General features: G+C 39.7%; 18 protein-coding genes and 1 riboswitch. All 18 genes read left to right on the top strand.

The genetic code is table 11. The features are described 5' to 3' along the window. The first annotated feature begins 300 nt into the window (after positions 1-300). The 18 genes from HMJ38_RS05030 to HMJ38_RS04945 all read left to right on the top strand — a co-directional run bounded on the left by HMJ38_RS05030 (position 301) and on the right by HMJ38_RS04945 (position 21,714). On the top strand, positions 301-3,354 hold the full coding sequence (locus tag HMJ38_RS05030) for a SusC/RagA family TonB-linked outer membrane protein (RefSeq protein ID WP_194973263.1): 3,054 nt from the start codon (positions 301-303) through the stop codon (positions 3,352-3,354). Positions 3,355-3,366: 12 nt separating this feature from the next. Continuing rightward, positions 3,367-4,737 carry a RagB/SusD family nutrient uptake outer membrane protein gene (locus HMJ38_RS05025; RefSeq protein ID WP_194973262.1) on the top strand — a complete coding sequence of 457 codons (1,371 nt, stop codon included), beginning with the start codon at positions 3,367-3,369 and terminating at the stop codon, positions 4,735-4,737. 110 nt (positions 4,738-4,847) lie between these two features. Further along, positions 4,848-5,942, top strand: a complete 1,095-nt coding sequence (gene gcvT, locus HMJ38_RS05020; RefSeq protein WP_194973261.1) for a glycine cleavage system aminomethyltransferase GcvT — start codon at positions 4,848-4,850, stop codon at positions 5,940-5,942. A 71-nt stretch (positions 5,943-6,013) separates the two neighbouring features. Beyond that, positions 6,014-6,721 carry a 2-phosphosulfolactate phosphatase gene (locus HMJ38_RS05015; RefSeq protein WP_194973260.1) on the top strand — a complete coding sequence of 236 codons (708 nt, stop codon included), beginning with the start codon at positions 6,014-6,016 and terminating at the stop codon, positions 6,719-6,721. Positions 6,722-6,848: 127 nt separating this feature from the next. Then, the gene (locus tag HMJ38_RS05010) at positions 6,849-7,775 is read left to right on the top strand and encodes a ribose-phosphate pyrophosphokinase (RefSeq protein ID WP_194973259.1); all 927 of its coding nucleotides are present in this window, start codon (positions 6,849-6,851) and stop codon (positions 7,773-7,775) included. Between the two features lie 44 nt (positions 7,776-7,819). Then, positions 7,820-8,392: a 50S ribosomal protein L25/general stress protein Ctc gene (locus HMJ38_RS05005; protein ID WP_194973258.1), complete on the top strand. Its 573-nt coding sequence runs from the start codon at positions 7,820-7,822 to the stop codon at positions 8,390-8,392. 87 nt (positions 8,393-8,479) lie between these two features. Next, on the top strand, positions 8,480-9,040 hold the full coding sequence (gene pth / locus HMJ38_RS05000) for an aminoacyl-tRNA hydrolase (protein ID WP_194973257.1): 561 nt from the start codon (positions 8,480-8,482) through the stop codon (positions 9,038-9,040). Positions 9,041-9,309: 269 nt separating this feature from the next. Beyond that, positions 9,310-9,417: riboswitch (SAM riboswitch) on the top strand. Between the two features lie 453 nt (positions 9,418-9,870). After that, positions 9,871-11,040, top strand: a complete 1,170-nt coding sequence (locus HMJ38_RS04995; RefSeq protein ID WP_194973256.1) for a trans-sulfuration enzyme family protein — start codon at positions 9,871-9,873, stop codon at positions 11,038-11,040. Positions 11,041-11,561: 521 nt separating this feature from the next. Further along, positions 11,562-12,803 carry a serpin family protein gene (locus tag HMJ38_RS04990; protein WP_194973255.1) on the top strand — a complete coding sequence of 414 codons (1,242 nt, stop codon included), beginning with the start codon at positions 11,562-11,564 and terminating at the stop codon, positions 12,801-12,803. Between the two features lie 264 nt (positions 12,804-13,067). Continuing rightward, on the top strand, positions 13,068-13,448 hold the full coding sequence (locus HMJ38_RS04985) for a hypothetical protein (RefSeq protein ID WP_194973254.1): 381 nt from the start codon (positions 13,068-13,070) through the stop codon (positions 13,446-13,448). A gap of 72 nt (positions 13,449-13,520) precedes the next feature. Beyond that, positions 13,521-13,715 (top strand): hypothetical protein, encoded by a 195-nt coding sequence (locus HMJ38_RS04980; RefSeq protein ID WP_194973253.1) that lies wholly within the window; start codon positions 13,521-13,523, stop codon positions 13,713-13,715. Between the two features lie 138 nt (positions 13,716-13,853). After that, on the top strand, positions 13,854-14,408 hold the full coding sequence (locus tag HMJ38_RS04975; RefSeq protein WP_194973252.1) for a YdeI/OmpD-associated family protein: 555 nt from the start codon (positions 13,854-13,856) through the stop codon (positions 14,406-14,408). A gap of 7 nt (positions 14,409-14,415) precedes the next feature. Then, complete coding sequence (locus HMJ38_RS04970) at positions 14,416-14,844, top strand: DUF1801 domain-containing protein (protein WP_194973251.1); 429 nt, start codon at positions 14,416-14,418, stop codon at positions 14,842-14,844. Continuing rightward, the gene (locus HMJ38_RS04965; RefSeq protein WP_194973250.1) at positions 14,841-15,176 is read left to right on the top strand and encodes a DUF3291 domain-containing protein; all 336 of its coding nucleotides are present in this window, start codon (positions 14,841-14,843) and stop codon (positions 15,174-15,176) included. The genes HMJ38_RS04970 and HMJ38_RS04965 overlap by 4 nt, the downstream gene beginning before the upstream one ends. A gap of 182 nt (positions 15,177-15,358) precedes the next feature. Then, positions 15,359-15,817 carry a hypothetical protein gene (locus HMJ38_RS04960; RefSeq protein WP_194973249.1) on the top strand — a complete coding sequence of 153 codons (459 nt, stop codon included), beginning with the start codon at positions 15,359-15,361 and terminating at the stop codon, positions 15,815-15,817. A gap of 77 nt (positions 15,818-15,894) precedes the next feature. Beyond that, complete coding sequence (locus HMJ38_RS04955) at positions 15,895-17,388, top strand: efflux RND transporter periplasmic adaptor subunit (RefSeq protein ID WP_228779892.1); 1,494 nt, start codon at positions 15,895-15,897, stop codon at positions 17,386-17,388. Between the two features lie 58 nt (positions 17,389-17,446). Further along, positions 17,447-20,536: an efflux RND transporter permease subunit gene (locus HMJ38_RS04950; protein ID WP_194973248.1), complete on the top strand. Its 3,090-nt coding sequence runs from the start codon at positions 17,447-17,449 to the stop codon at positions 20,534-20,536. Further along, positions 20,533-21,714, top strand: coding sequence for a TolC family protein (locus HMJ38_RS04945; protein WP_194973247.1), 1,182 nt, complete (start codon positions 20,533-20,535; stop codon positions 21,712-21,714). Before HMJ38_RS04950 ends, HMJ38_RS04945 begins: the two co-directional genes overlap by 4 nt. The last annotated feature ends 256 nt before the right edge of the window (positions 21,715-21,970 follow it).

Raw genomic sequence — 21,970 nt, 5'->3', positions numbered from 1 at the left:
ATTTTAATAAAACCATCAAGCTGTTACAGAAAAAATATGCCTATTAAATTTAAACTCATATACTGAATGTCCCTTTCATACTTTTCACGCAATAAAAAATAGAATTTAATACATATATATTGATACAATCATTTATTATTAAAATTATATTTATAAGTATTTTTTTATCTTTTTATTAAATAATGCGAGAAATAAATTTCAATTTAAATTTCACTCTAAAGGAAAATGTTTTTTAACTTACACCACTGATACTATTTATTCTATTACTTTAATAATTTATTTACTAAACCTTTACTATTTATGACAAAAAATTTACTAAGCGCTTTGCTTTGTTTCTTTTTCCTGGGAAGCATTGCCAATGCACAAACAAAAACAGTCACGGGGACTGTGATTTCTGTCGAAGATAATTTGCCCCTTCCTGGGGTGAATGTGATCATTAAAGGAACTACCTCGGGAGCTGTGACGGATTTGGATGGAAATTATACCATTCAAGCAGCATCAGATCAAACATTGGTATATTCCTTTGTTGGTTTTGAATCACAAGAAGCCTTGGTAGGAAACCGCAGTGTCATCGACATCACGATGCAGTTAGATGCCAAGACATTGGGTGAGGTTGTAGTCGTAGGTTTTGGATCAATGACAAAAGGAGATCTCACGGGAAACATTGCCTCTATTAAAGGTGCAGAAATAGCCAATATTCCGGTCCCTAACTTTCAGGAAGCCTTACAGGGAAGATTAGCAGGCGTTTTTGTGGAATCTTCCAGTGGTAAATTGGGTGAAGGAGTCAAGATAAGGGTTAGAGGTACTACTTCTATTTCAGGTGGTAACGAGCCTTTATATATTATTGACGGTCTTCCTATTACTTCAGGTGGTGCGATTGGCTTGTTCAATCCTTTAGCAGATATCAACTTCAATGACATTGAATCTTTCGAAGTATTGAAAGATGCTTCAGCAGCCGCCATATATGGAGCAAGAGCTGCAAACGGTGTGGTCCTGATTACGACCAAGTCTGGTTCAAAAGGTAAAACTAAGTTCAATGTGGGTATCCAAAGAGGTGTTTCATCTCCAACAAGAAAAAGAGAATTCCTAAATTCCTCTGAGTTTGTGGAGTTAATGAGAGAAGCAGGATACAACAATGACCTTAGAAATGGGTTAGATCCGATCAATAACCCCGCTGACTTTGAAGATTCTGATTTGGAGTTTGTAGAAAGCAGATTGGACCGGTATTCAGGTTGGTCTGACTGGAGAACTTTGGAAACTGATACAGATTGGCAAGAACAGGCGTTCAATCCTGATGCCGGCGTAACCAATGTCAATTTTTCCGCATCAGGTGGCGATGAAAAAACCAAATTTTATTTCAGTACCGCCTATGACAAGCAGGATGGTATTCTGATCAGAAATGATTTTGAAAGGATTTCGGTCAGATTGAACCTAGATCATCAGGTAAATGAGCGATTTACTTTGGGAGCGAATCTAGGTGTCAGTAGAACGAGAAATAATAGATTAGCAGATGACAATCAGTTTAACAATCCAATTCAGTTGGTTGCCCTAGCGCCGATTACACCGATCAGGGATCTTGAAGGTCAATTGTATGACCGTCCAACAGCTACTTATTACAATAACTTGATTGATTCCGAGAATGCACAGTGGTTGAACACCTCTTTCAGAAATATTTCCAACATTTATGGTGAATATAAATTAACCGAAAAGTTGAAATTTAGAAGTGAATTTGGTGTGGATGTCATGAACCAAAACGAAGAGCAATTCTTCGGGTCCAGAACCAACCTTGGATTGTCTACAAATGGATTTGCAAGATCCAGGTGGTTGAGGATATTCAATTACAATACCAACAACTACTTTACATATACCAATACTTTCGCTGAAAAGCACAACCTTGAAGTGGTAGGTGGTATGCAATTCCAAAAATCTGAGGATAACTTTACCAGTGTTGAAGGGCAGGAATTTCCTTTGGATGAGTTAAGAACACTTGCTTCAGCAGCAGAGATTACAGGCGGTACTTCTACATTTACCAATTTTACTTTCTTATCCTACTTTGCAAGAGCCAACTATAGATTTGCAGGAAAATACCTCGCCACTATCAGTGGTAGAATTGATGGGTCTTCAAGATTTGGAGACAACAACAAGTATGGTTTCTTCCCTGCAGCTTCGCTAGGTTGGATTCTATCAGAAGAATCATTCCTTAAAGGAAATGACGCATTGAGTTTGTTGAAATTGAGAGCATCTTATGGTCTGACTGGTAATGCTGAAATCGGAAATTTTGACCATTTGGGTCTTTACGGTCCGGTTTCTTATGCATTGTTACCGGGATTAAGACCAAGTCAAATTCCAAATCCAAACCTAAACTGGGAAAAAACTGCTCAATTCAATGTTGGTGTTGAGTTTGGTATTTTTAGAGACAGAATTACAGGTGAAATTGATTATTATAACAAAGACACCCGTGACTTACTCTTAAATGTTCCTGTTCCGGCAACCTCAGGTTTTGCCGTGCAAAGACAAAATATTGGTAGGATGCAAAATTACGGATTTGAATTGATCTTGAATGGCGCCATAGTTACCAAACAGGATTTCAGCTGGAATGCAACCTTGAACCTTGCAAGGAACGTGAATACTGTTAAGGAATTGGCTCCAGGTCAGACTTCTATCCCGCCTTCTTCCTCTAGGTTCCTGAATGGAATTTTTGTTGGTGAGCCAATAGGGGTATTTTATGGTCCAAAATATGCCGGTGTCGATCCTGCCAACGGTGACGCATTGTACTACCTCAATGAGGAATTGACAGAAACAACCAATAGCTACAATGATGCTGCAAGAATGGTCGTAGGTGATCCAAACCCAAGATTCTTTGGAGGTATTACCAACAATTTTACTTTTGGTAATTTTGATGCGAGTTTCCTATTCCAAGGTGTATTCGGCAATGAAATTTTTGACGGTGGTGGAGGTTTCTTTGCGGCCAATGGTGATTGGTTTGATAACTCTACCAGAGACCAAATGGCAAGATGGCAGAACCCAGGTGATGTCACCATGATTCCGCAAGCAAGATTGGGAGAATGCAACGGTTGCCAGGCATCCAGTAGATACCTTTCTGATGGAAGTTATGTCAGACTTAGAACGCTGACAATAGGTTATACTTTGCCATCAACCTTGCTCAGTAAGATGAGAATTGCAACTGCAAGGTTTTTCTTTACTGGCCAAAACCTGTTGACTTTCACCAAATATGCGGGATGGGATCCTGAAGTGAATGCAGATTATTTGGCAAGTAATGTCTTCCAAGGAAATGACTTCTATTCAGCGCCACAGGCTAGAATTTTATCATTGGGTCTTAATGTTGGATTCTAAATAGATATGAAAATGAAGAAATATATAATTATAGCAATATTGGGGCTTTCTACTGTATTCAGTAGCTGTAATGACGAGTTATTCTTAACCCCTTTTCAGAGTATAGATCAGAGCATTGCACTCAGTAATGATGCCAATGTCAAAAGTGTATTGATCGGAGCCTATGCAGAAACAAGAGATGTTGACCTGTATGGTGGAAGACTTCAGTTGTATGGTGAGATGCTAGGTGCAAACGGTGAAGTGAGATGGGAAGGTACTTTCAATCAACCCAGGGAAATTTTCAATAAGTCTATATTTGTCAACAACTCCTTTATAGAAGGTACTTGGGCTGCTGCCTATCGTGCCATCAACATTTCAAATAATGTTTTGGATGCATTGGAAGTTGTCAACGAAGAAGACAGAGATCGTGTGAGAGGAGAAGCTTTGTTTTTGAGAGGTTCCATGTATTTTGAACTGATCAAACTTTATGCACTTCCTTATGTTGCCGGAAATCCTGCTTCAAACTTGGGTGTGCCATTAGTGCTGACTCCAACCAGGGAAATCAATGAAGAAAGTTTTGTCAGCAGGAATACTGTTGAGGAGATATATACTCAGATTTTGAGCGACCTGACACAAGCTGAATCTTTGCTTCCAGCATCAAATAGTTTTTTAGCCAATTCTTATGTCACCGCAGGTCAACTTTCAAGAGTTTATCTACAGATGGAAAGATTTGGAGATGCAAGAGATGCTGCCAATAGAGCAATCACTCTCGCTACAGGTTTGCAAAAAACCCTTATCTTTAACTACATGGATGCTTTCAATACGGAGGGTAATTCAGCAGAAGACCTCTATGCCATTCAGGTAAACACCCAAGATCCAGCAAATGATATGTTCCTATTCTATTCCTTGCCCGAATTTGGTGCAAGGGGTGGTGATGTAGCCATCCTTGCCAATCATTTGACCCAATATGAGACAGGGGATTCAAGATTAGATCAATTTTTCACAGCTGCAGGGGAATTGAGAACTGCCAAATGGAGAGATCAATTTAGAAATGTGAAAGTGATGAGACTTGCTGAAATGTATCTTACCCGTGCAGAAGCTAATTTTAGAGAAAGTACTGCAATCGGAGATACTCCTTTGAATGATATCAACCTTATCAGGGCAAGGGTAAATCTACCTGCAAAGACTACCCTTACTTTAGCGGAAATTTTACAGGAAAGAAAAGTGGAATTGGCTCATGAAGGTCATATCATCCACGATGTGAAAAGAACCCGTGGTTCAATCAATGACAATACTGGAACTGATGTGTTTGCATTTGATAGTCCACGAATGGTCTTCCCGATACCTCAAAGAGAAATGGATGCCAATCCAAATTTGGTGCAAAATCCAGGTTACGGAAATTAATAGAACCCATCTAAATAAAAAAGCCACCTTTTTGGTGGCTTTTTTATTGCCCCGTTCGCTATACTTGTTACCATTAACTACCTTTGCGTGCAGAAAACCAAAACCCATTTATGACAGATTCAATCAAAAAAATCCAACTCAATGACCTCCATGAAGCTTTAGGGGGGAAAATGGTTCCTTTTGCAGGATACAATATGCCTGTCAGGTATTCTTCGGATATAGAAGAACATAAAACAGTCCGGGAAGGAGTCGGTGTTTTTGATGTTTCTCACATGGGTGAGTTTATGGTAAAAGGACCAAAAGCTTTGGATCTTATTCAAAAAGTAACTTCAAATGATGCCTCTAAACTTATCATTGGACAAGCACAATATTCCTGCTTTCCCAATGAGAAAGGTGGAATTGTAGATGATCTGATTGTGTACAAAATTGGAGAAGAAGAATACATGTTGGTGGTTAATGCCTCCAATATCGAAAAAGATTGGAACTGGATCAATCAACATAATGATATCGGGGCTGAATTGGAAAATATTTCGGATAGCCTATCGCTTTTTGCCATTCAAGGCCCGAAGGCCATAGAAGCCGTTCAGTCCTTAACTTCCATTGACCTTTCTACGATCAAATTTTATCATTTTACCAAAGGAGATTTTGCTGGGGTCAATGATGTCATCATATCAGGAACAGGATATACCGGGGCAGGAGGATTTGAAATTTATGTGAAAAATGAAGATGCAGAGAGAGTATGGAAGGCTGTTTTTGAAGCGGGAAAAGATTTTGGTATCAAACCCATTGGTCTTGGCGCTAGGGATACACTGAGACTGGAAATGGGTTATTGCCTTTATGGAAATGACATCAATGACGAAACATCTCCACTTGAAGCAGGACTAGGATGGATCACAAAATTTACCAAGGATTTTATCAACAGTGAAAATCTTAAAAAACAAAAAGAATCAGGGCTTGAAAAAAAACTCGTTGGTTTTATCATTCAGGAAAAAGGAATTCCACGTGCACACTACCCTATCGTAAACACTTCCGGGGAGATCATCGGTGAGGTAACCTCAGGCACCATGTCACCATCTATGGGTGTAGGAATAGGAATGGGGTATGTCAATTCTGAATATGCGATACCTGGAACGGACATTGCCATCACTGTCAGAAATAAGAACCTGCCTGCCAAAATAGAAAAACTTCCACTCTACAAGAAGTAATCAATAATACACCTCAACCTCGCCATTTACAATAAAAACTCAATGGCGAGGTTTTTTATTATATTTTATAAATGAAAAAAGTTGAAATTTGCCTCAGTCCTGAATTGATTCACTTGTATGATTTCAAAGGCAAAAACGTGGTGATTGTGGATATTTTCAGGGCTACCTCAACTATGATGGCAGCCTTGGCAAATGGTGTGGCCTCAATAACCCCTGTTATGGACCTGGAATCCTGCAGAACAATGGAAAAAGAAGGGTATGTCATTGCAGGGGAAAGGGATGGTAAAACTGCGGAAGGATTTACTTTGGGAAACTCTCCTTTAGCCTATTTGGGTAAAAAATTTGCAGATGAGAAAATTGCAATGACAACTACCAATGGCACGGTAGCAATCGAAAAAACCAGAGAACTGGCCAAAAATATCATACTTGGCGCTTTCGTAAATATAAAGGCAACAGCAGAATTCCTCATATCCCAAGAAACCGATATTCTGATACTTTGTGCAGGATGGAAGGGAAAATTCAATTTAGAAGATTCTCTTTTTGCCGGTGCATTGGTAAGTAGTCTACATCCTCATTTTGGCACGGACTGCGATACATCAATAGCCATGAGATCACTCTATGAAAGTAATGAACACAGATTACAGGTCTTTATGGGGCAAGCTTCCCATGCCAAAAGATTACAAAACCACAATATCGAATCAGATATTGTTTTTTGCCTTTCCCAGAATATTTATGATGTAATTGGGATATTAGAGGATGGCAAATTAGTTTCCCGATAGGATGAATATGGATTGCCACCAAATTATATTTTACAATCTTCACGATCAGATTCACATTGCCATCAAATTTATATACCTTTGTTGGCGTTCCGAAATCAATCATTTCACTGCAAAATTCCAATAAAACATGACGGAGGTTAAACTCTTTTCCGGTACCAACAGCCACTTACTCGCCGAAAAAATAGCAAAACATTACGGAAAACGTCTGGGAGATCTTACGATTTCCAAATTCAGTGACGGGGAGATGTCCCCAAGTTACAATGAGTCTGTAAGGGGATGTACTGTATTTTTGATCCAGACAACTAATCCGAATGCTGATAACCTGATGGAGCTTTGTTTGATGATAGATGCCGCGAAAAGGGCGAGTGCTTACAAAGTTTGTGCTGTCATACCCTATTACGGGTATGCCCGACAGGACAGAAAAGACAGACCAAGGGTTTCTATAGCTGCAAAGCTAATTGCAAATATGTTAACCTCTGCAGGTGCTGATAGGATCATGACCTGTGACCTGCATGCAGGACAAATTCAAGGTTTTTTTGATATACCTTTGGATCATTTGAACGGATCAGCTATTTTTGTGCCCTATTTGGAAAGGCTGGCCTTGGACAATATGATTTTCGCCGCTCCTGATGTGGGAGGTGTGGCAAGAGCAAGGTCTTATGCCAAGCATTTTGAAGTAGAAATGGTAGTCTGTGATAAGCACAGAAAAAGAGCCAATGAAGTGGCGTCTATGCAGGTTATTGGTGATGTTGAAGGTAAGGATGTGATACTCATTGATGATTTGGTAGATACTGCAGGCACATTGTGTAAGGCAGCTCAGATTATAATGGATAAGGGTGCTACCTCCGTTAGAGCTATAGCTACCCATGGCGTTCTTTCAGGGAATGCCTATGAAAATATTGAAAATTCTGTTCTTAAGGAGCTTGTGATCACCGATACCATACCTATGAAAGGAAAGAGTTCAAAAATCAGGGTCTTGTCGGTTGCAGACTTGTTTGCAAAAGCAATACATGCAGTAACTGGAAATACTTCTATCAGTGCATTGTTTATTTAGTGAATTACTTATTCAATTATATATATACTTAAATTAAAAATTTTATGAAATCTTTAGAGATTATAGGGTTTAAAAGAGCAAATCTCGATAACCAGGAATTGAACCAAATCCGTCAGGATGGTAATGTCCCTTGTGTAGTATATGGACCTGCTATCAAAGAGCAAATCCATTTCTACTCCCCTGCTATTTTGTTCAGAGACTTGGTGTACACGCCTGAAGTCCACATGGTTGATCTGAACATCGAAGGCGAAAAAATGAAAGCAGTATTGAAAGATTCCCAATACCATCCGGTATCAGACGTATTGTTGCATGCAGACTTCTTGGCTTTCAGTCCTGACAGACCAATTAAGTTTGAAATTCCTGTTGTGATCAAAGGTACCTCTCCGGGTATCATCAAAGGTGGTAAACTTGAAATCAAAACAAGAAGATTAGCTGTCAAAGGGTTGGCAGGAAATCTTCCTGACAGTATTGAAGTTGATATCAATAACTTGGATTTGGGTAAATCATTTAAAGTTGGAGATTTGAAAGTTGAAGGCTTTGAAATCCTGACCAGCCCGAATGTTTCCATAGTTACCATTGGTATTCCAAGAGCACTTAGAGGCAAAAAAGCTGAGTAATCAGACTTTAGAATACGATAAAATCAAATCCTGCTTAACCATAAGCAGGATTTTTTATTTTTGTGCAGCTTTTATATCAATCAAAACATGAAATATCTTATCGTGGGACTTGGGAATATTGGTCCTGAATATGAACTGACGAGACATAATGTAGGCTTCCTGACTGTTGACAGGTTGGCGGACAAATATGGTGCGGAATGGAAAAGTGGTAGGCTTGCTTTCACTTCAAATTTTAAGCACAAAAGCAGACAGGTTTATCTGATCAAACCCACCACGTACATGAATCTCAGTGGTAAAGCAGTGAACTATTGGATGAAGGAACTGAATATCCCAAAAGAAAACGTCTTGGTCATCGTTGATGATGTGGCACTTCCCTTTGGAAAGTTGAGAATGCGGGGAAAAGGTTCTGCTGCAGGCCACAACGGGCTCAAAAATATCGAAGAATTAACCGGTGGACAGGATTATCCCAGGTTGAGATTCGGAATTGGAGATGATTTTCCCAAGGGGAGGCAGATAGAATATGTGCTCGGCAGATGGACACAAAAAGAAATCGAGGAACTGCCAATTTTCATGGATAAGGCAATTGATATGATTTTAAGCTTTTGTACCGTTGGGATCAATATGACGATGACGCAGTTTAATGAGTGATTAGACTTGAGAGGCTAGATGGGAGATGTGTGGTATTTGAAAGACGTGAGACACAAGACACAAGACACAAGAATTAAGCCCGTCATTGCGCCTGCCTGCCGTTGGTAGGAGGAGCACTTCCATTAAACTTAATAATTGAGGTATTCCATCGTGCGACGTGGCAATCTCTAATTTTATTTCACCATATTTCCCTTCGATAAAAAAGTATTCTGGATAATCTTTTGAAATCCACTTTTTGAAAACTTACTTTGCATTCACTTCAGGAAACTGATTTATAAAGAAGAGGTGAGAGAACAGGCTCGAAGACCCTCTGGCAACCACCCCGACACATCGGGAAAGGTGCCAAAACCTGCCCGGCTAATCGGGGACTATAAATTGGAAATTATGCCATCTGCACAGATTTACACGTTATTTAAAGAAATTGTTTCGTCTTTAGGAATTTGTACCAAGTACAAAGTACAATGTACCAAGAGTTGGGAGACCAGCCATTTTCCGGGTATTGATATAAAGAAAATAACTTCTCTTGCAAATAACATTTCTGTCAAAAAATCTCATTTAACCACTTTTTATTACGGCCAAATCCAGATTTGCTACTGCTTTTGGGATCACTATTTGCTACTATTTCTACCGTCTTACTACTTTTATTTCTCATATATTTCAATGAAATATCTATCAATATCCAATCCCGAAAAAATCGGGACGAGTTATCTACAAGTATCTATTTCCATTTTATTTCAACCATATTTCTACTTTATTTCTACCCTATTTCAACCATCCCGAATCGCAAATTCGTTCGGAATCTGCGAAATTAACCATTAAACAAAACTTAAATGTCCCATTTTGAAACTGACGCCATCCGAATAGCCTCCTCCAAATCCAATCATAAGGAGCATTCTGCTCCATTGTATTTAAGTTCTAGCTTTACTTTTGATTCTGCTGAAGAGGCGAGACAGATGTTTGCCGATGAAATCGAAGGGAATATCTATTCCAGGTATGCGAATCCCAATTCTTCTGACCTGATCCAGAAAGTATGTGCCGCAGAAGGGACGGAGGACGGAATAGCTACTGCATCCGGAATGGCAGCCATGTTTGGCAGCATAGCTTCACTTTTGCAACAGGGAGACCATATCCTTGCTTCCCGTTCATTGTTTGGGTCGACACATCAATTGCTGACAAGGGTATTTCCAAAATGGGGAATTACATCAACCTATGGAGATATTTCTGATACGGCCAATTGGGAAAAGCTGGTCAAGCCAAACACCAAAATGCTCTTTATAGAAACCCCCTCCAATCCCGGTTTGGAAATCATTGACCTGGAATGGGCAGGAAAGTTTGCAGCAGCGCATAATCTGATTTTGGTGGTGGACAATTGTTTTGCTACTCCTTACCTGCAACAACCTGCAAAATGGGGAGCGCATATTGTGACCCATTCAGCAACCAAATACATTGACGGACAAGGCAGGGTTTTGGGTGGATTGATCTTGGGGAAACAGGAATTGATCAAAGAAGTACAGTTCTTTACAAGACATACCGGCCCTTCCATCTCCCCTTTCAATGCATGGATACTTGCAAAAAGCATGGAGACATTGGCTGTCAGAATGGATAGACATTGTGGCAATGCCCTAAAAGTTGCTGAATATTTTGAAGGCAACAAAGAGATAGAATTTGTGAAATACCCCTTCCTCCCCTCCCACCCCCAATTTGAACTGGCAAAAAAACAAATGTCGCAGGGCGGAGGAATTATTACTTTGACTGTAAAGGGAGGAATCCAAAGAGCACAGCGCTTTATTGATGGCTTACAGATGATTTCTGTCACGGCTAACTTGGGAGATAGCAGGAGCATCATCACCCATCCTGCTTCTACGACCCACAGCAAGTTGAGTGAGGAAGAAAGGGCAAATGTTGGCATTACTGATGGATTGGTAAGGTTGTCAGTTGGCTTAGAGCATTATGAAGACATCATTCAGGATGTAGAAAGGGCGTTGGATACCTCCAAATAGGATTTTCTCAAAGTTACCATTGACAGATTTATAATTGGATGGTTTTGAACTACAAAAAGCATTCAAGTCTATAAAAAACTTTGCCTTGTCACCTCGACGTCAGGAGAGGTCTACTGCCCTTCTTGATGTCATTACCCATTCTGAACATTTACCAAATGTTAAAGACTCGGAATGACGCCCTTTTTGATGTCATTTCCTTTCTATAAATGCCAATTTTCATAACTACCAATGACAGAATTAGAAATTGCCCCTCGTTCCGATAGCTATCGGAATCGGGGAACGGATAATTTGGTTAATTGAGGTGGGGTGTGGGAAAAGCGGCGCCGCCGCTTTTCCCACACCCCACCTCTCCAAAAGACGATCCCGGTGGCCGATCCCGATAGCTATCGCGGACGAGGCCCATTTATTTTTATTTTGGTGATTAAAATCAAATGAGGTCAGTTCAATTTTTTTTATGATTATTAGATTTTTTTGTCGCGTTTTACCACTATTCTACGTAGAGTCTAATAAATGCACAAACTATGAAAAAACTGCTCCTGCCCCTCTTTTCATTATTTTTCTTTGCCTGTGTGCCTTCCGAAGAATTTAAACCTGCAGAAGCAAATTTGAGGACATTGGCCACTTATGAAAAAGAACTGGCCAATTCAAGTACCAAATTCGCCCTTGATCTTTTCGCGCAGCTAAACGACCCCGAAGAACCCAATCAGTTCTATAGTCCTTATAGCATCCATCAGGCCCTCTCCATGACCATGAATGGGAATGAGGGGGAAGTTCTCCAAGAATTTGTTGATCTCCTGAGGTATGAGGGGATGAGTTTGGATGATGCCAATCGCGGTTCCAAAGAACTGACTGAATTTTTGCTACAAGTCGACCCTAAAGTGAAACTGGCCATTGCCAATGCCATTTGGTACAAGCAGGAGTATCAGGTGCAGGTGCCTTTCAAAGATACAGCGAGGGAATACTACAATGCTGAAATAGCCGGGCTTGATATGCTGAATCCCAATTCAGTCAATATCATCAACAACTGGATAGCCCAGAAAACCAACAACCTGATCAAAGACATGTTGGATGAAATCCCCTCCAATGCCGTCATGTACCTAGTAAATGCCATTTACTTCAAGGCTGATTGGAAGTATCAATTTGTTGCTTCAAAAACAAAAAAGGAAAACTTTTATCCCAGTCCCGGAAATGCTGTTCAGGTAGACATGATGGACTTGGATAAACCTTCCGCATTTAGAAGCTATTCTGGGAGCGGATACCACTACTTTGAAATCCCCTATTCCACAGGACAATACGCTATGGGAATTCTTTACAATCAAGAAGGAAATCTTGATCAGGTAAGCCAATATCTGAATTTGGGCAACCTTGACATGTGGAGAAAGGATGCCCAAGAAAGAAATTTCATCCTCAAAATGCCGAAATTCAAGATGAAGTACAAAATGGCAAACATGAAAGATGACTTGATAGCAATGGGATTAGTCAGACCTTTTTCCTTCCATCCCGATAACTTCACCAAATTGTTTTCCAATCCCACTGATGACCTGAAAATTTCAAGGGTGATCCATGATGCCATGATTGAAGTAGATGAAAAAGGTAGTGAGGCGGCAGCAGCTACAATAGTGGAAGTAGTAGTCGAAAGAACATCAGCGCCACCTATTCCAAGTGTCATTGTATTGGATAAACCTTTCATTTTCTTTATTCAGGAAAAACACAGTGGTGCGATTTTGTTTATGGGAAAATTGGGTGATCCTTCAAAACTTTGATGTTATGTTAGTTATGATAAGGAGCTTCTTCATTTTGACATTGATAATAATTTCTTCCTGTGCAAATGACAGCGAGCTTCTTGATGAATCCTGTCAGGAAAGTTTTCTTTATGAAAATATTTCTTTTACCCCTAGGCTGCTGGCAAGCCCCAAAATGCAACTCTGACAATTAAACGATTTATAGAGAAGTTTAAAAATATTAGATTAATACTCCAACTTTTCCGAACGTATAAGTATCCTATTAATAGTGGCAAATTTGAAAAAATGAAAAGGACTTTAGGAATTTTAATTCTACTCATAATGATATCGTGCGAGGACGATGTTACACCGGTTTATGACATTTATAACGAATGGCAGTGGGTAAAGACAACCTTTGACACAAGGGGAAGACCTATAACTCCACTGGACGTTGATTCAACACACTACTATACTTTTACAAGAGAAGGGAAACTAATTATTAAGAATAATAGCAGAATGATTATTACAGAACTTGATGTTGTTTTTGAGACAAATGATAACTTCAGAATATTTAGAATTCAAGATTCCGAAATTGTTTTTGGATATGGTATCAATTCAGACACATTAGGAATATGGCAAGCAAATTCAATATGGCCACAGACAAACATTTATAAAATAGCTAAATGAAAATTCGGTTTCGAATACCGTAGCCGGCATAAACTAAACCGACTGGTGTTGTATTTGTGGAATTTAATGACTTTGAAAAAAGAAACCCAAATCCAATTAGAAAACGGATTAGAATGGGAAGGATCAACAAGCCTGACCCAAAGGTTTGTAGTAAAAGACGTAATAACAGGCTTTGAACCATTGGAGATCGCTAGAAAGGCAAAAAATGAATTGGATTCCAAATGGGTTGCTGCTGACTTTATCGTTCCTATCAATAATTGGCCTTAACCTAATTTAAATACTTTTTCACCTGAATTTTTCTTCCCCGAAATAAATTTACCTTGGGATTTTAAGCTTTCCAGTTTTGATTTATGTTTTTCCCTTAAAATCCTTAATTTCGAATAAACCCATTCAACCCAATCAACTATGACAACCCACTGGCAGGAAGAAATTGAATTGATAAAATCCGTTGTGGAAAAAACTGAACTGCAGCACGCGATCAAATGGGGTATAGATGTATATACCCTGAATGGACAGAATATCATTGGTATTGCTCCTTTTAAGGCATATATAGGAATTTGGTTTTACAATGGCGTGTTTATGTCTGATCCTTTGAATGTCTTTGTGAATGCCCAAGAAGGAAAAACCAAAGCGTTGAGACAATGGAGATTTACAAGTAAGGACGAAATCAATCCCGATCAGATTTATTCCTATCTCCTGGAAGCAATAGCCAATGAAAAGGCAGGGAAAAGATTGGTTCCTGATAGGTCTGCCAAATTTGAAATCCCCGAATTACTTCAAAAGGCTTTCGAAGAAGATGCTGAATTGAAAGATAGTTTCTTCAAACTCAGCCCCGGCAAGCAAAAAGAATATGCGCTCCATATTCAGGAATCCAAAAGGGAGGAAACAAAAATCTCCCGTTTGGAAAAAATCAAGCCGATGATTTTGGAAGGTAAAGGACTGAATGACAAATACAAATAACTTGGTCATGACAGAAAACAAAACCAAAGAGACAGAAAAATCGGTTGAAGATTTTATCAACGCTGTTGAGGATCAAAAGAAAAGGCAGGACAGTTTTGAGTTGCTGAAGTTATTTCAGGAGGTTTCAGGATTTGAACCCAAAATGTGGGGAGATAGCATTATTGGCTTTGGCAGCTATCATTATAAATATGCAAGCGGCAGAGAGGGGGATTTTCTATTAATTGGCTTTTCCCCGAGAAAAAATGCCATATCCCTTTATTTGTCATGTGACATTGAAGGTCAGCATGCCTCAATTCTTTCAAAACTGGGAAAATTCAAAAACGGAAAAAGTTGTTTGTATGTCAACAAATTGGAAGACATCAATATAGAGGTCCTGATAGACTTAGTCAAAGCATCTATGGATTTTACATTGAAGAAATATCCCAATCAATCATGAAAGTCACCATCACTTACCTTGAACTTAAGAGCCCCTTTTTATTTTTCAAATTATCCAAACAAGCACTTGCCATTACGCGACAAATAAAAAAAAGCAATTGCTTGGGCATGAGAAAAAAAGGGGTTTGGACGAAGCACTATACCATGACTATGTGGCCGGATGAAAAATCACTGAAAGAGTTTTCCAAAAGCGGCGCCCATTTTCAGTCCATGAAAAAATCGGGGCAAATCGCAAAAGAAATCAAAACCCTTACCATAGATTCAGACAAATTTCCTGATTGGAAAACAGCAAAAGAAATTTTGAAAAATTCCAAACCATTGACTTTCCCATAAAATTAAAAATCTTGATTGATAGCTAAGGGTAAAGGCCTTGGAGGGCAGCCAAGTGGATGATGGATCAAGTCCGGGAGCAAGATAGGATTCCGACACCTCTACGTGTTCATCAAACTGCCAGATAGGTCTTCCAGCAATCCGTGCTTCCGGATCTGCACCTAAGTATCTGGTGAAATAAAAATATGAAATCGTTCATAATCTCCACTTTTTCTCTAAATTTGATTGAGATGTTCAAGCAGTACATATCCATCTTTTTTCTTACCCTAGCCCAAGCGATGTTGTTGGGGCATAGTATTTTTCCGCATCACCACCACGATCCATTGGACATGTATAGTCATCATGTATATCCATGTGAACAACATCATGGAAATGACCATGATACAGGTAAGCAACACAGCTCGGATATTTTCTCCTTGATTCAACATGGTCAAGCAGGAATAGAGTGTATCGCCTGCCCCCATATGGATCAACCGGTTCAAAAACAATTATTTGAATTTGAATCCGAAGTGGCCGAAAATAAAAGACTTTACAAAAAATTCCTTGGCATATCTAAGAACAGCCACCCCTATTCCACATCTTTTTATTCCAAAATTTCTGAACTGTTACCGGACAGTTTGAGGGCCCCACCGTCACAGGTGTGATCATTTTGAAGATCAGCAGAGTCATTTATTTTGACTAGGCCTTAATAAAATTTAAGTTACCATTAAAATCAACCTTTATGAATCGGGCAAAAATCCTTTTGACCTGTGGTTTGGCATTTTTGGCTTCCTGCCAACAAGCGCATGACCATAGCCATGATGAACAAGAATTCCAAACCGTTGCGCTGACCGCATATTCAGAAAACATCGAACTGTTTGTCGACTTCGAACCCATGGTTGCCGGCAAAACCACTACCATGATGGTCCATGTCAGTCTGATGAATGAGCGGTTCATCCCTTTGGAAAATGGCACAATCAATGCTGTTTTTTCAATGAGTGGAAAAGAAACAAAATCCAGTTCCAATAAACCCGAAACTCCGGGAATTTTTGAAATGGAATTGGATCCTGAACTTAGTGGAGAAGGAAATCTGACTTTTGAGGTTCAAACGCCTTCGTTTACAGATTTCATCAGATTCGAAAATATCACTGTTTTTCCAGACATCGTTTCTGCATCGAGGTATAAAAAGCCAAGCGATTCAGGTGATGAAATAACTTATTTGAAAAATCAGACCTGGAACATTGAATTTTCAAATGCACCTGTAAGGAGGGAGTCATTTCGCGAAATCCTGAAAACAAGCGGTCAGGTATTGCCCGCACCGGGAGATGAAACAGTCATCACAGCCAATTCCAATGGGGCAGTTTTGTTTGCAACGAATAAGACAGTGATCGGGTCTGAATTAAAAGCTGGAGATCACCTTTTTACCATCAGCAGCGCCAACCTGACTCAGGAGAATCCTGATGTTTACTTCAATGAAACCAAAGCCAAATACGAACTGTCAAAAGCAGAATTCCAAAGAGCAGAGATTTTGGTAAAGGATAGGATCATTTCGCAAAAAGAATATTTACAAGCAAAGATGGAATTTGAAAACATGGAATCCACCTTTCAGGCAGTATCCAGGAATTATTCGAGATCAGGTCAAAAAATCAGCGCCAATTCCCCTGGCTTTCTGAAAAATCTCATGGTCACAGAAGGTCAATATGTTGAAGCGGGTTTCCCAATGGCTTTGGTCAGTAAAAACAAAAAAGTCCTACTTCAGGCCAATGTATCTCAGAAATATTATAACAAACTGCCCGGAATTTCCGCTGCCAATTTTAGAATCATTTCAGATGAAAAAGTTTTTGATTCAGAAAGGATGAACGGCAAAGTTGTTTCCTTCGGTAAAAGCGCTTCGGCAAACTCCTCCTACATTCCGATCACTTTTGAAATTGACAATATCGGCAATATAATCCCTGGCGCAATTGCAGAAGTCTATTTGAAGTCATCACCCATTCCTGATGCCTTGATCATTCCGGTTTCAGCCCTTATGGAAGAATTGGGGAATTTCTATGTCTTTGTTCAAACCGGGGGAGAAAGTTTTCAAAAGAGAGAGGTAAAGCTCGGCGGAAATGACGGTATAAATGTCCATATACTCTCAGGCCTGAAGGAAAATGAAAGGGTTGTCACCAAAGGAGCTTACGCCATCAAATTGGCCTCTGCATCAGGAGCAATTCCGGAGCACGGTCATAGCCATTGATTTTTAAATTCTGTCCACTTCAAATCTTAGGATTTAGAAATTTTAAAAGAAGAAAAACATGCTTAATGCGATATTAAAATTTTCATTGCATAACCGACTTCTGGTGCTGACATCATTTGCTTTACTATCACTGTTTGGCACTTATGTGGCATTCAATATGGAAGTGGATGTATTTCCGGATTTGACGGCCCCAACGGTCGTTATTTTAACCGAAGCTCATGGAATGGCTCCTGAAGAAGTGGAAAGATTGGTCACTTTCCCAATTGAAACTTCTGTCAATGGTGCCACCAATGTCAGAAGAGTAAGGTCTGCCTCATCAGGAGGATTCTCAGTGATTTGGGTGGAATTCGAATGGGATACTGATATCTATCGGGCCAGGCAGATTGTCAACGAAAAACTGGCAACCATTGGAGAATCCTTACCTATAGGCGCAGGAAAGCCTGTCATGGCACCACAATCCTCCATTATGGGAGAGATCATGTTTGTCAGTTTGACTGCGGATAGTACCTCCATGATGGACTTAAGGACGCTTTCGGACTGGATTATCCGCCCTAGGTTATTGGCAACAGGTGGCGTTGCACAGGTGATTGTTTATGGCGGGGATTTCAAACAATATCAGATTTTGGCCAATCCCCAAAGGATGGGTTTTCATGGTGTTACTTTGGAAGAATTGATGAAAGCCGGAGAGGAATCCAATGGCAACTCTTCAGGTGGATTTGTGTATGAGTATGGAAATGAATACATCGTCAAAGGAATAGGCAGAACCAATTCCATAGAAGAAATCGGACGGTCAATCATAAAACATGCTAATGGACAAATTATCAGGATTGAGGATGTTGCAGAAGTCAAAATAGGTGCAGCACCAAAAATCGGAGATGCTTCCAGTAATGCCAAGCCAAGTGTTGTGCTAGCTGTCTCCAAACAGCCTGATGTCAATACACTTTTGCTGACCGAAAAAATTGATGAGGCCTTGGAAGATCTTCAAAAAACACTTCCTGAGGATATCAAAATAGACACCAAAGTATTTCGGCAAGCTGACTTTATCAACGCTTCCATTAGCAACATTCAGAAGGTATTATTGGAAGGCAGCGCATTTGTTGTCATCGTATTGTTCCTGTTCCTGATGAATTGGAGGGCAACAGTCATTTCACTTTTGGCCATACCGATATCATTGCTTGTTGCCATCCTAACATTAAAATGGCTGGGATTCACCATCAATACCATGAGTTTGGGTGGTATGGCCATCGCAATCGGTGATTTGGTGGACGATGCCATCATTGATGTTGAAAATGTTTTCAAACGGTTGAAAGAAAATGCCAAGCTTCCTGAACAGCATAAAAGAAATCAACTAGAAGTAATTTTTGATGCTTCATTCGAAATCAGGCATTCCATCATCAATGCTACTTTTATCATTATTGTGGCCTTTATCCCTTTGTTCTTTCTATCGGGAATGGAAGGTAAATTATTGGCGCCTTTGGGAATTGCGTTTATAGTGGCATTATTTGCTTCATTGATCATAGCCATCACACTTACCCCTGTTCTCTGCAGCTACATGCTGACCGATGAAAGCAGGCTGATCAAACAGGACAGAGAAAGTTGGCTTGTGAGTAGGCTGCAAAATGGATATGGGATCTTTCTTGAATATGCCATGAAGTGGAAAAAGCTGTTTATTGGTTCCGCTCTGGCTATGCTAGTTGTAGCAATCTTGGCTTTTACCCAATTGGGAAGAAGTTTCTTACCGGAATTCAATGAGGGGGCGCTTACCATCGCAGCTGTTTCATTACCAGGGCTATCGCTCGAAGAAAGCAATAAGATAGGTAGAAGAGTGGAAGAAGCTCTATTAAGTGTTCCTGAAGTGATTTCAACTACCCGTAGAACCGGACGGGCAGAATTGGATGAGCATGCACAGGGTGTCAATTCATCAGAAATTGAGGTTCCATTCCTCTTGGAAGAAAGAAGTCGGGACGAATTTTTAGAAGAGGTAAGGGAAAAGCTTTCACAGATCAAAGAAGCTAATGTCACCATAGGCCAACCAATTTCCCATAGAATCGACCATATGCTTTCAGGTACAAGGGCAAATATTGCCATCAAAATCTTTGGTTCTGACCTGAACAGGATGTACAATTTGTCCAATCAGATCAAAAATGAAATACAGGGAATTGAGGGATTGGTTGATTTGCAGGTAGAGCCGCAGATTGAAATCCCACAAATACAGATCAAAGCCAATAGGGAATTGCTAAGCCATTATGGTATCAGCATTGGCAAATTCAATGAATTCGTAGATGTGGGTCTTGCCGGTGAAAAAGTTTCAGAAATCTATGAGGAAAACCGGTCCTTTGATCTTATAGTGCGCTTTGATGAGGAGAACAGGATCAAAATGGATCATATCATGAATACCCTCATTGATGCTGAAAACGGAGAAAAAATCCCTATACATTATGTAGCTGATATTGTAAGCGGCAGCGGCCCAAACACCATCAACCGGGAAAACGTACAGCGAAAAACTGTAGTCTCGGCAAACGTGACAGGACGCGATCAAAAGAGCGTGGTGGATGATATCAGAGCCAAAATATCCGAAAATATCCAACTTCCTGAAGGCTACCATGTGGAACTTGGCGGGCAATTTGAAGCAGAAGAAGAAGCTTCCACTACCCTTTTGGTCACCTCGTTTTTTGCCATTCTGATTATTTTCATGATCCTATTTCAGGAGTTCAAAAAAGTCACCCTCGCCTCCATCATATTGATCAATCTCCCCTTGGCTTTGATCGGTGGTATATTAAGTATTTACTTCACAAGTGGCATTTTGAGTATACCTGCCATCATCGGTTTTATCACCCTCTTTGGTATTGCCACCAGAAATGGAATTCTACTTGTTTCGCATTACGAAAACCTGATGAAACAGGGACTAAGTCTCTATGAAACTGTGATTCAAGGTTCACAAGATAGATTGAGTCCTATTCTGATGACAGCCATCACCGCAGGCCTTGCATTGATCCCATTGGCTTTGGCGGGGGATCTGCCCGGAAATGAAATCCAAAGCCCGATGGCTAAAGTGATTTTGGGCGGTTTGACCACTTCTACGCTACTTAACCTGATCATTGTTCCCATGGTCTATTTTCTAGTCAACTCAAAATCTGAAACCAAATGAAAAAGTCCATCCTACTATTTGCATTTTCATTTTTGGCTTTTGTGACTCTTCGAGCACAATCGAGCTTTGAGCTCATTATGTCAGAGATTGAAAAAAACAACAAAACCTTACAGGCAAATTACCAAAAACAACAAGCTCAGAATCTTCAATTCAAATCGGAAATGCCTCTTTACAACCCCAATATCGAGTATGATTATTTGTATGGATTTCCTTTAAGCGCAGGAAATCAAATTGATGTTTTATTCAATCAGGCCTTTGATTTCCCCACAGTGTATGGTAAAAGAAAACAGCTTGCGAATGAACAAATCGCCCAATCCTCCTACAATTTTGATGCTGCAAGGCAGGAAATTCTTTTTGAAGCTCAGTCAACCTGTATTGAGTTGGTTTATAGAAATAAACTTCAGGAACAATACGACCAAAGAAAAACATTTACTGAAAACTTACTCAGCGATTTTGAAACCAAATTGGAAACGGGAGATGGAAACATTCTTGATGTAAACAAAGCAAGGTTACAACTGATTGAAATCAACAAAGAATTTCAATTAAATCAGTCAGAAATTAACCAACTCAACCAACAACTTACTGCACTCAATGGTGGGATTGAATTATCCTTTACAGAAACCATTTATCCGGAAATGGATCCGATACCATTTTTTGAGGATTTGTATGATGAAATTCAGACAGAAGACCCTACGCTTAAGTTTATTGAGTTGGAAACTGTGACTGCAAAAAAGCAATTGGAACTCAGCAAAGCTCTTGCCCTTCCAAAAATGGAAGCAGGTTACCGTTATCAGGGAATTTTGGGACAAACCTTCAACGGATTTCATATCGGCACAAGCATTCCGCTTTGGGAAAACAAATACAAAGTCCGCCAAAGCGAAGCTGCTGTCTTATTTTCGGATTTACGGGTCAGGGAATACCAAAATGAGAAGTTTTTTGATGTCAAACAGCTGTTTGAAAAATATGAGAAATTGTCAAGAACCTTCAATGAATATAAAACGGTGCTTTCGGCTATAAACAGTTTAGAGTATTTGGACAAGGCCTTGGAGGTCGGCCATATCTCTACCATCGTATATTTTATGGAGTCCAATTATTACTATATGGCCTATAACAATTTCCTGTTGACAGAAAAAGATTACTATGCCGTCAAAGCAGAGATATTGAAGTTTAGGTTGTAGGATTAGCTATTCGGTATTTTTAATGCCGAATCCAGATAAATTGGGATTTGTAATCCCAATCTTCACCTCAAGCCTTGCATACCGGAATTACAAATTCCTCCTTATCCGTTCTCGAGATTACAAATCCCGAGAAGCTAATGAAGTAAAATAGCAGGACATTTAGCCAAATTTTGCCTTATGCACAAAAATTATTCCAGGCACCCTAATTGAATAATGGTTAGCTCTCTTAACAATCCCATTAAAATATAAGTCCTTA

The organism is Aquiflexum lacus (assembly GCF_015476655.1).
GTDB classification, from domain to species: Bacteria; Bacteroidota; Bacteroidia; order Cytophagales; family Cyclobacteriaceae; genus Aquiflexum; species Aquiflexum lacus.
Note: the sequence above shows the minus strand (reverse complement) of the source record. Positions and strands in the feature narration are given on the sequence as shown.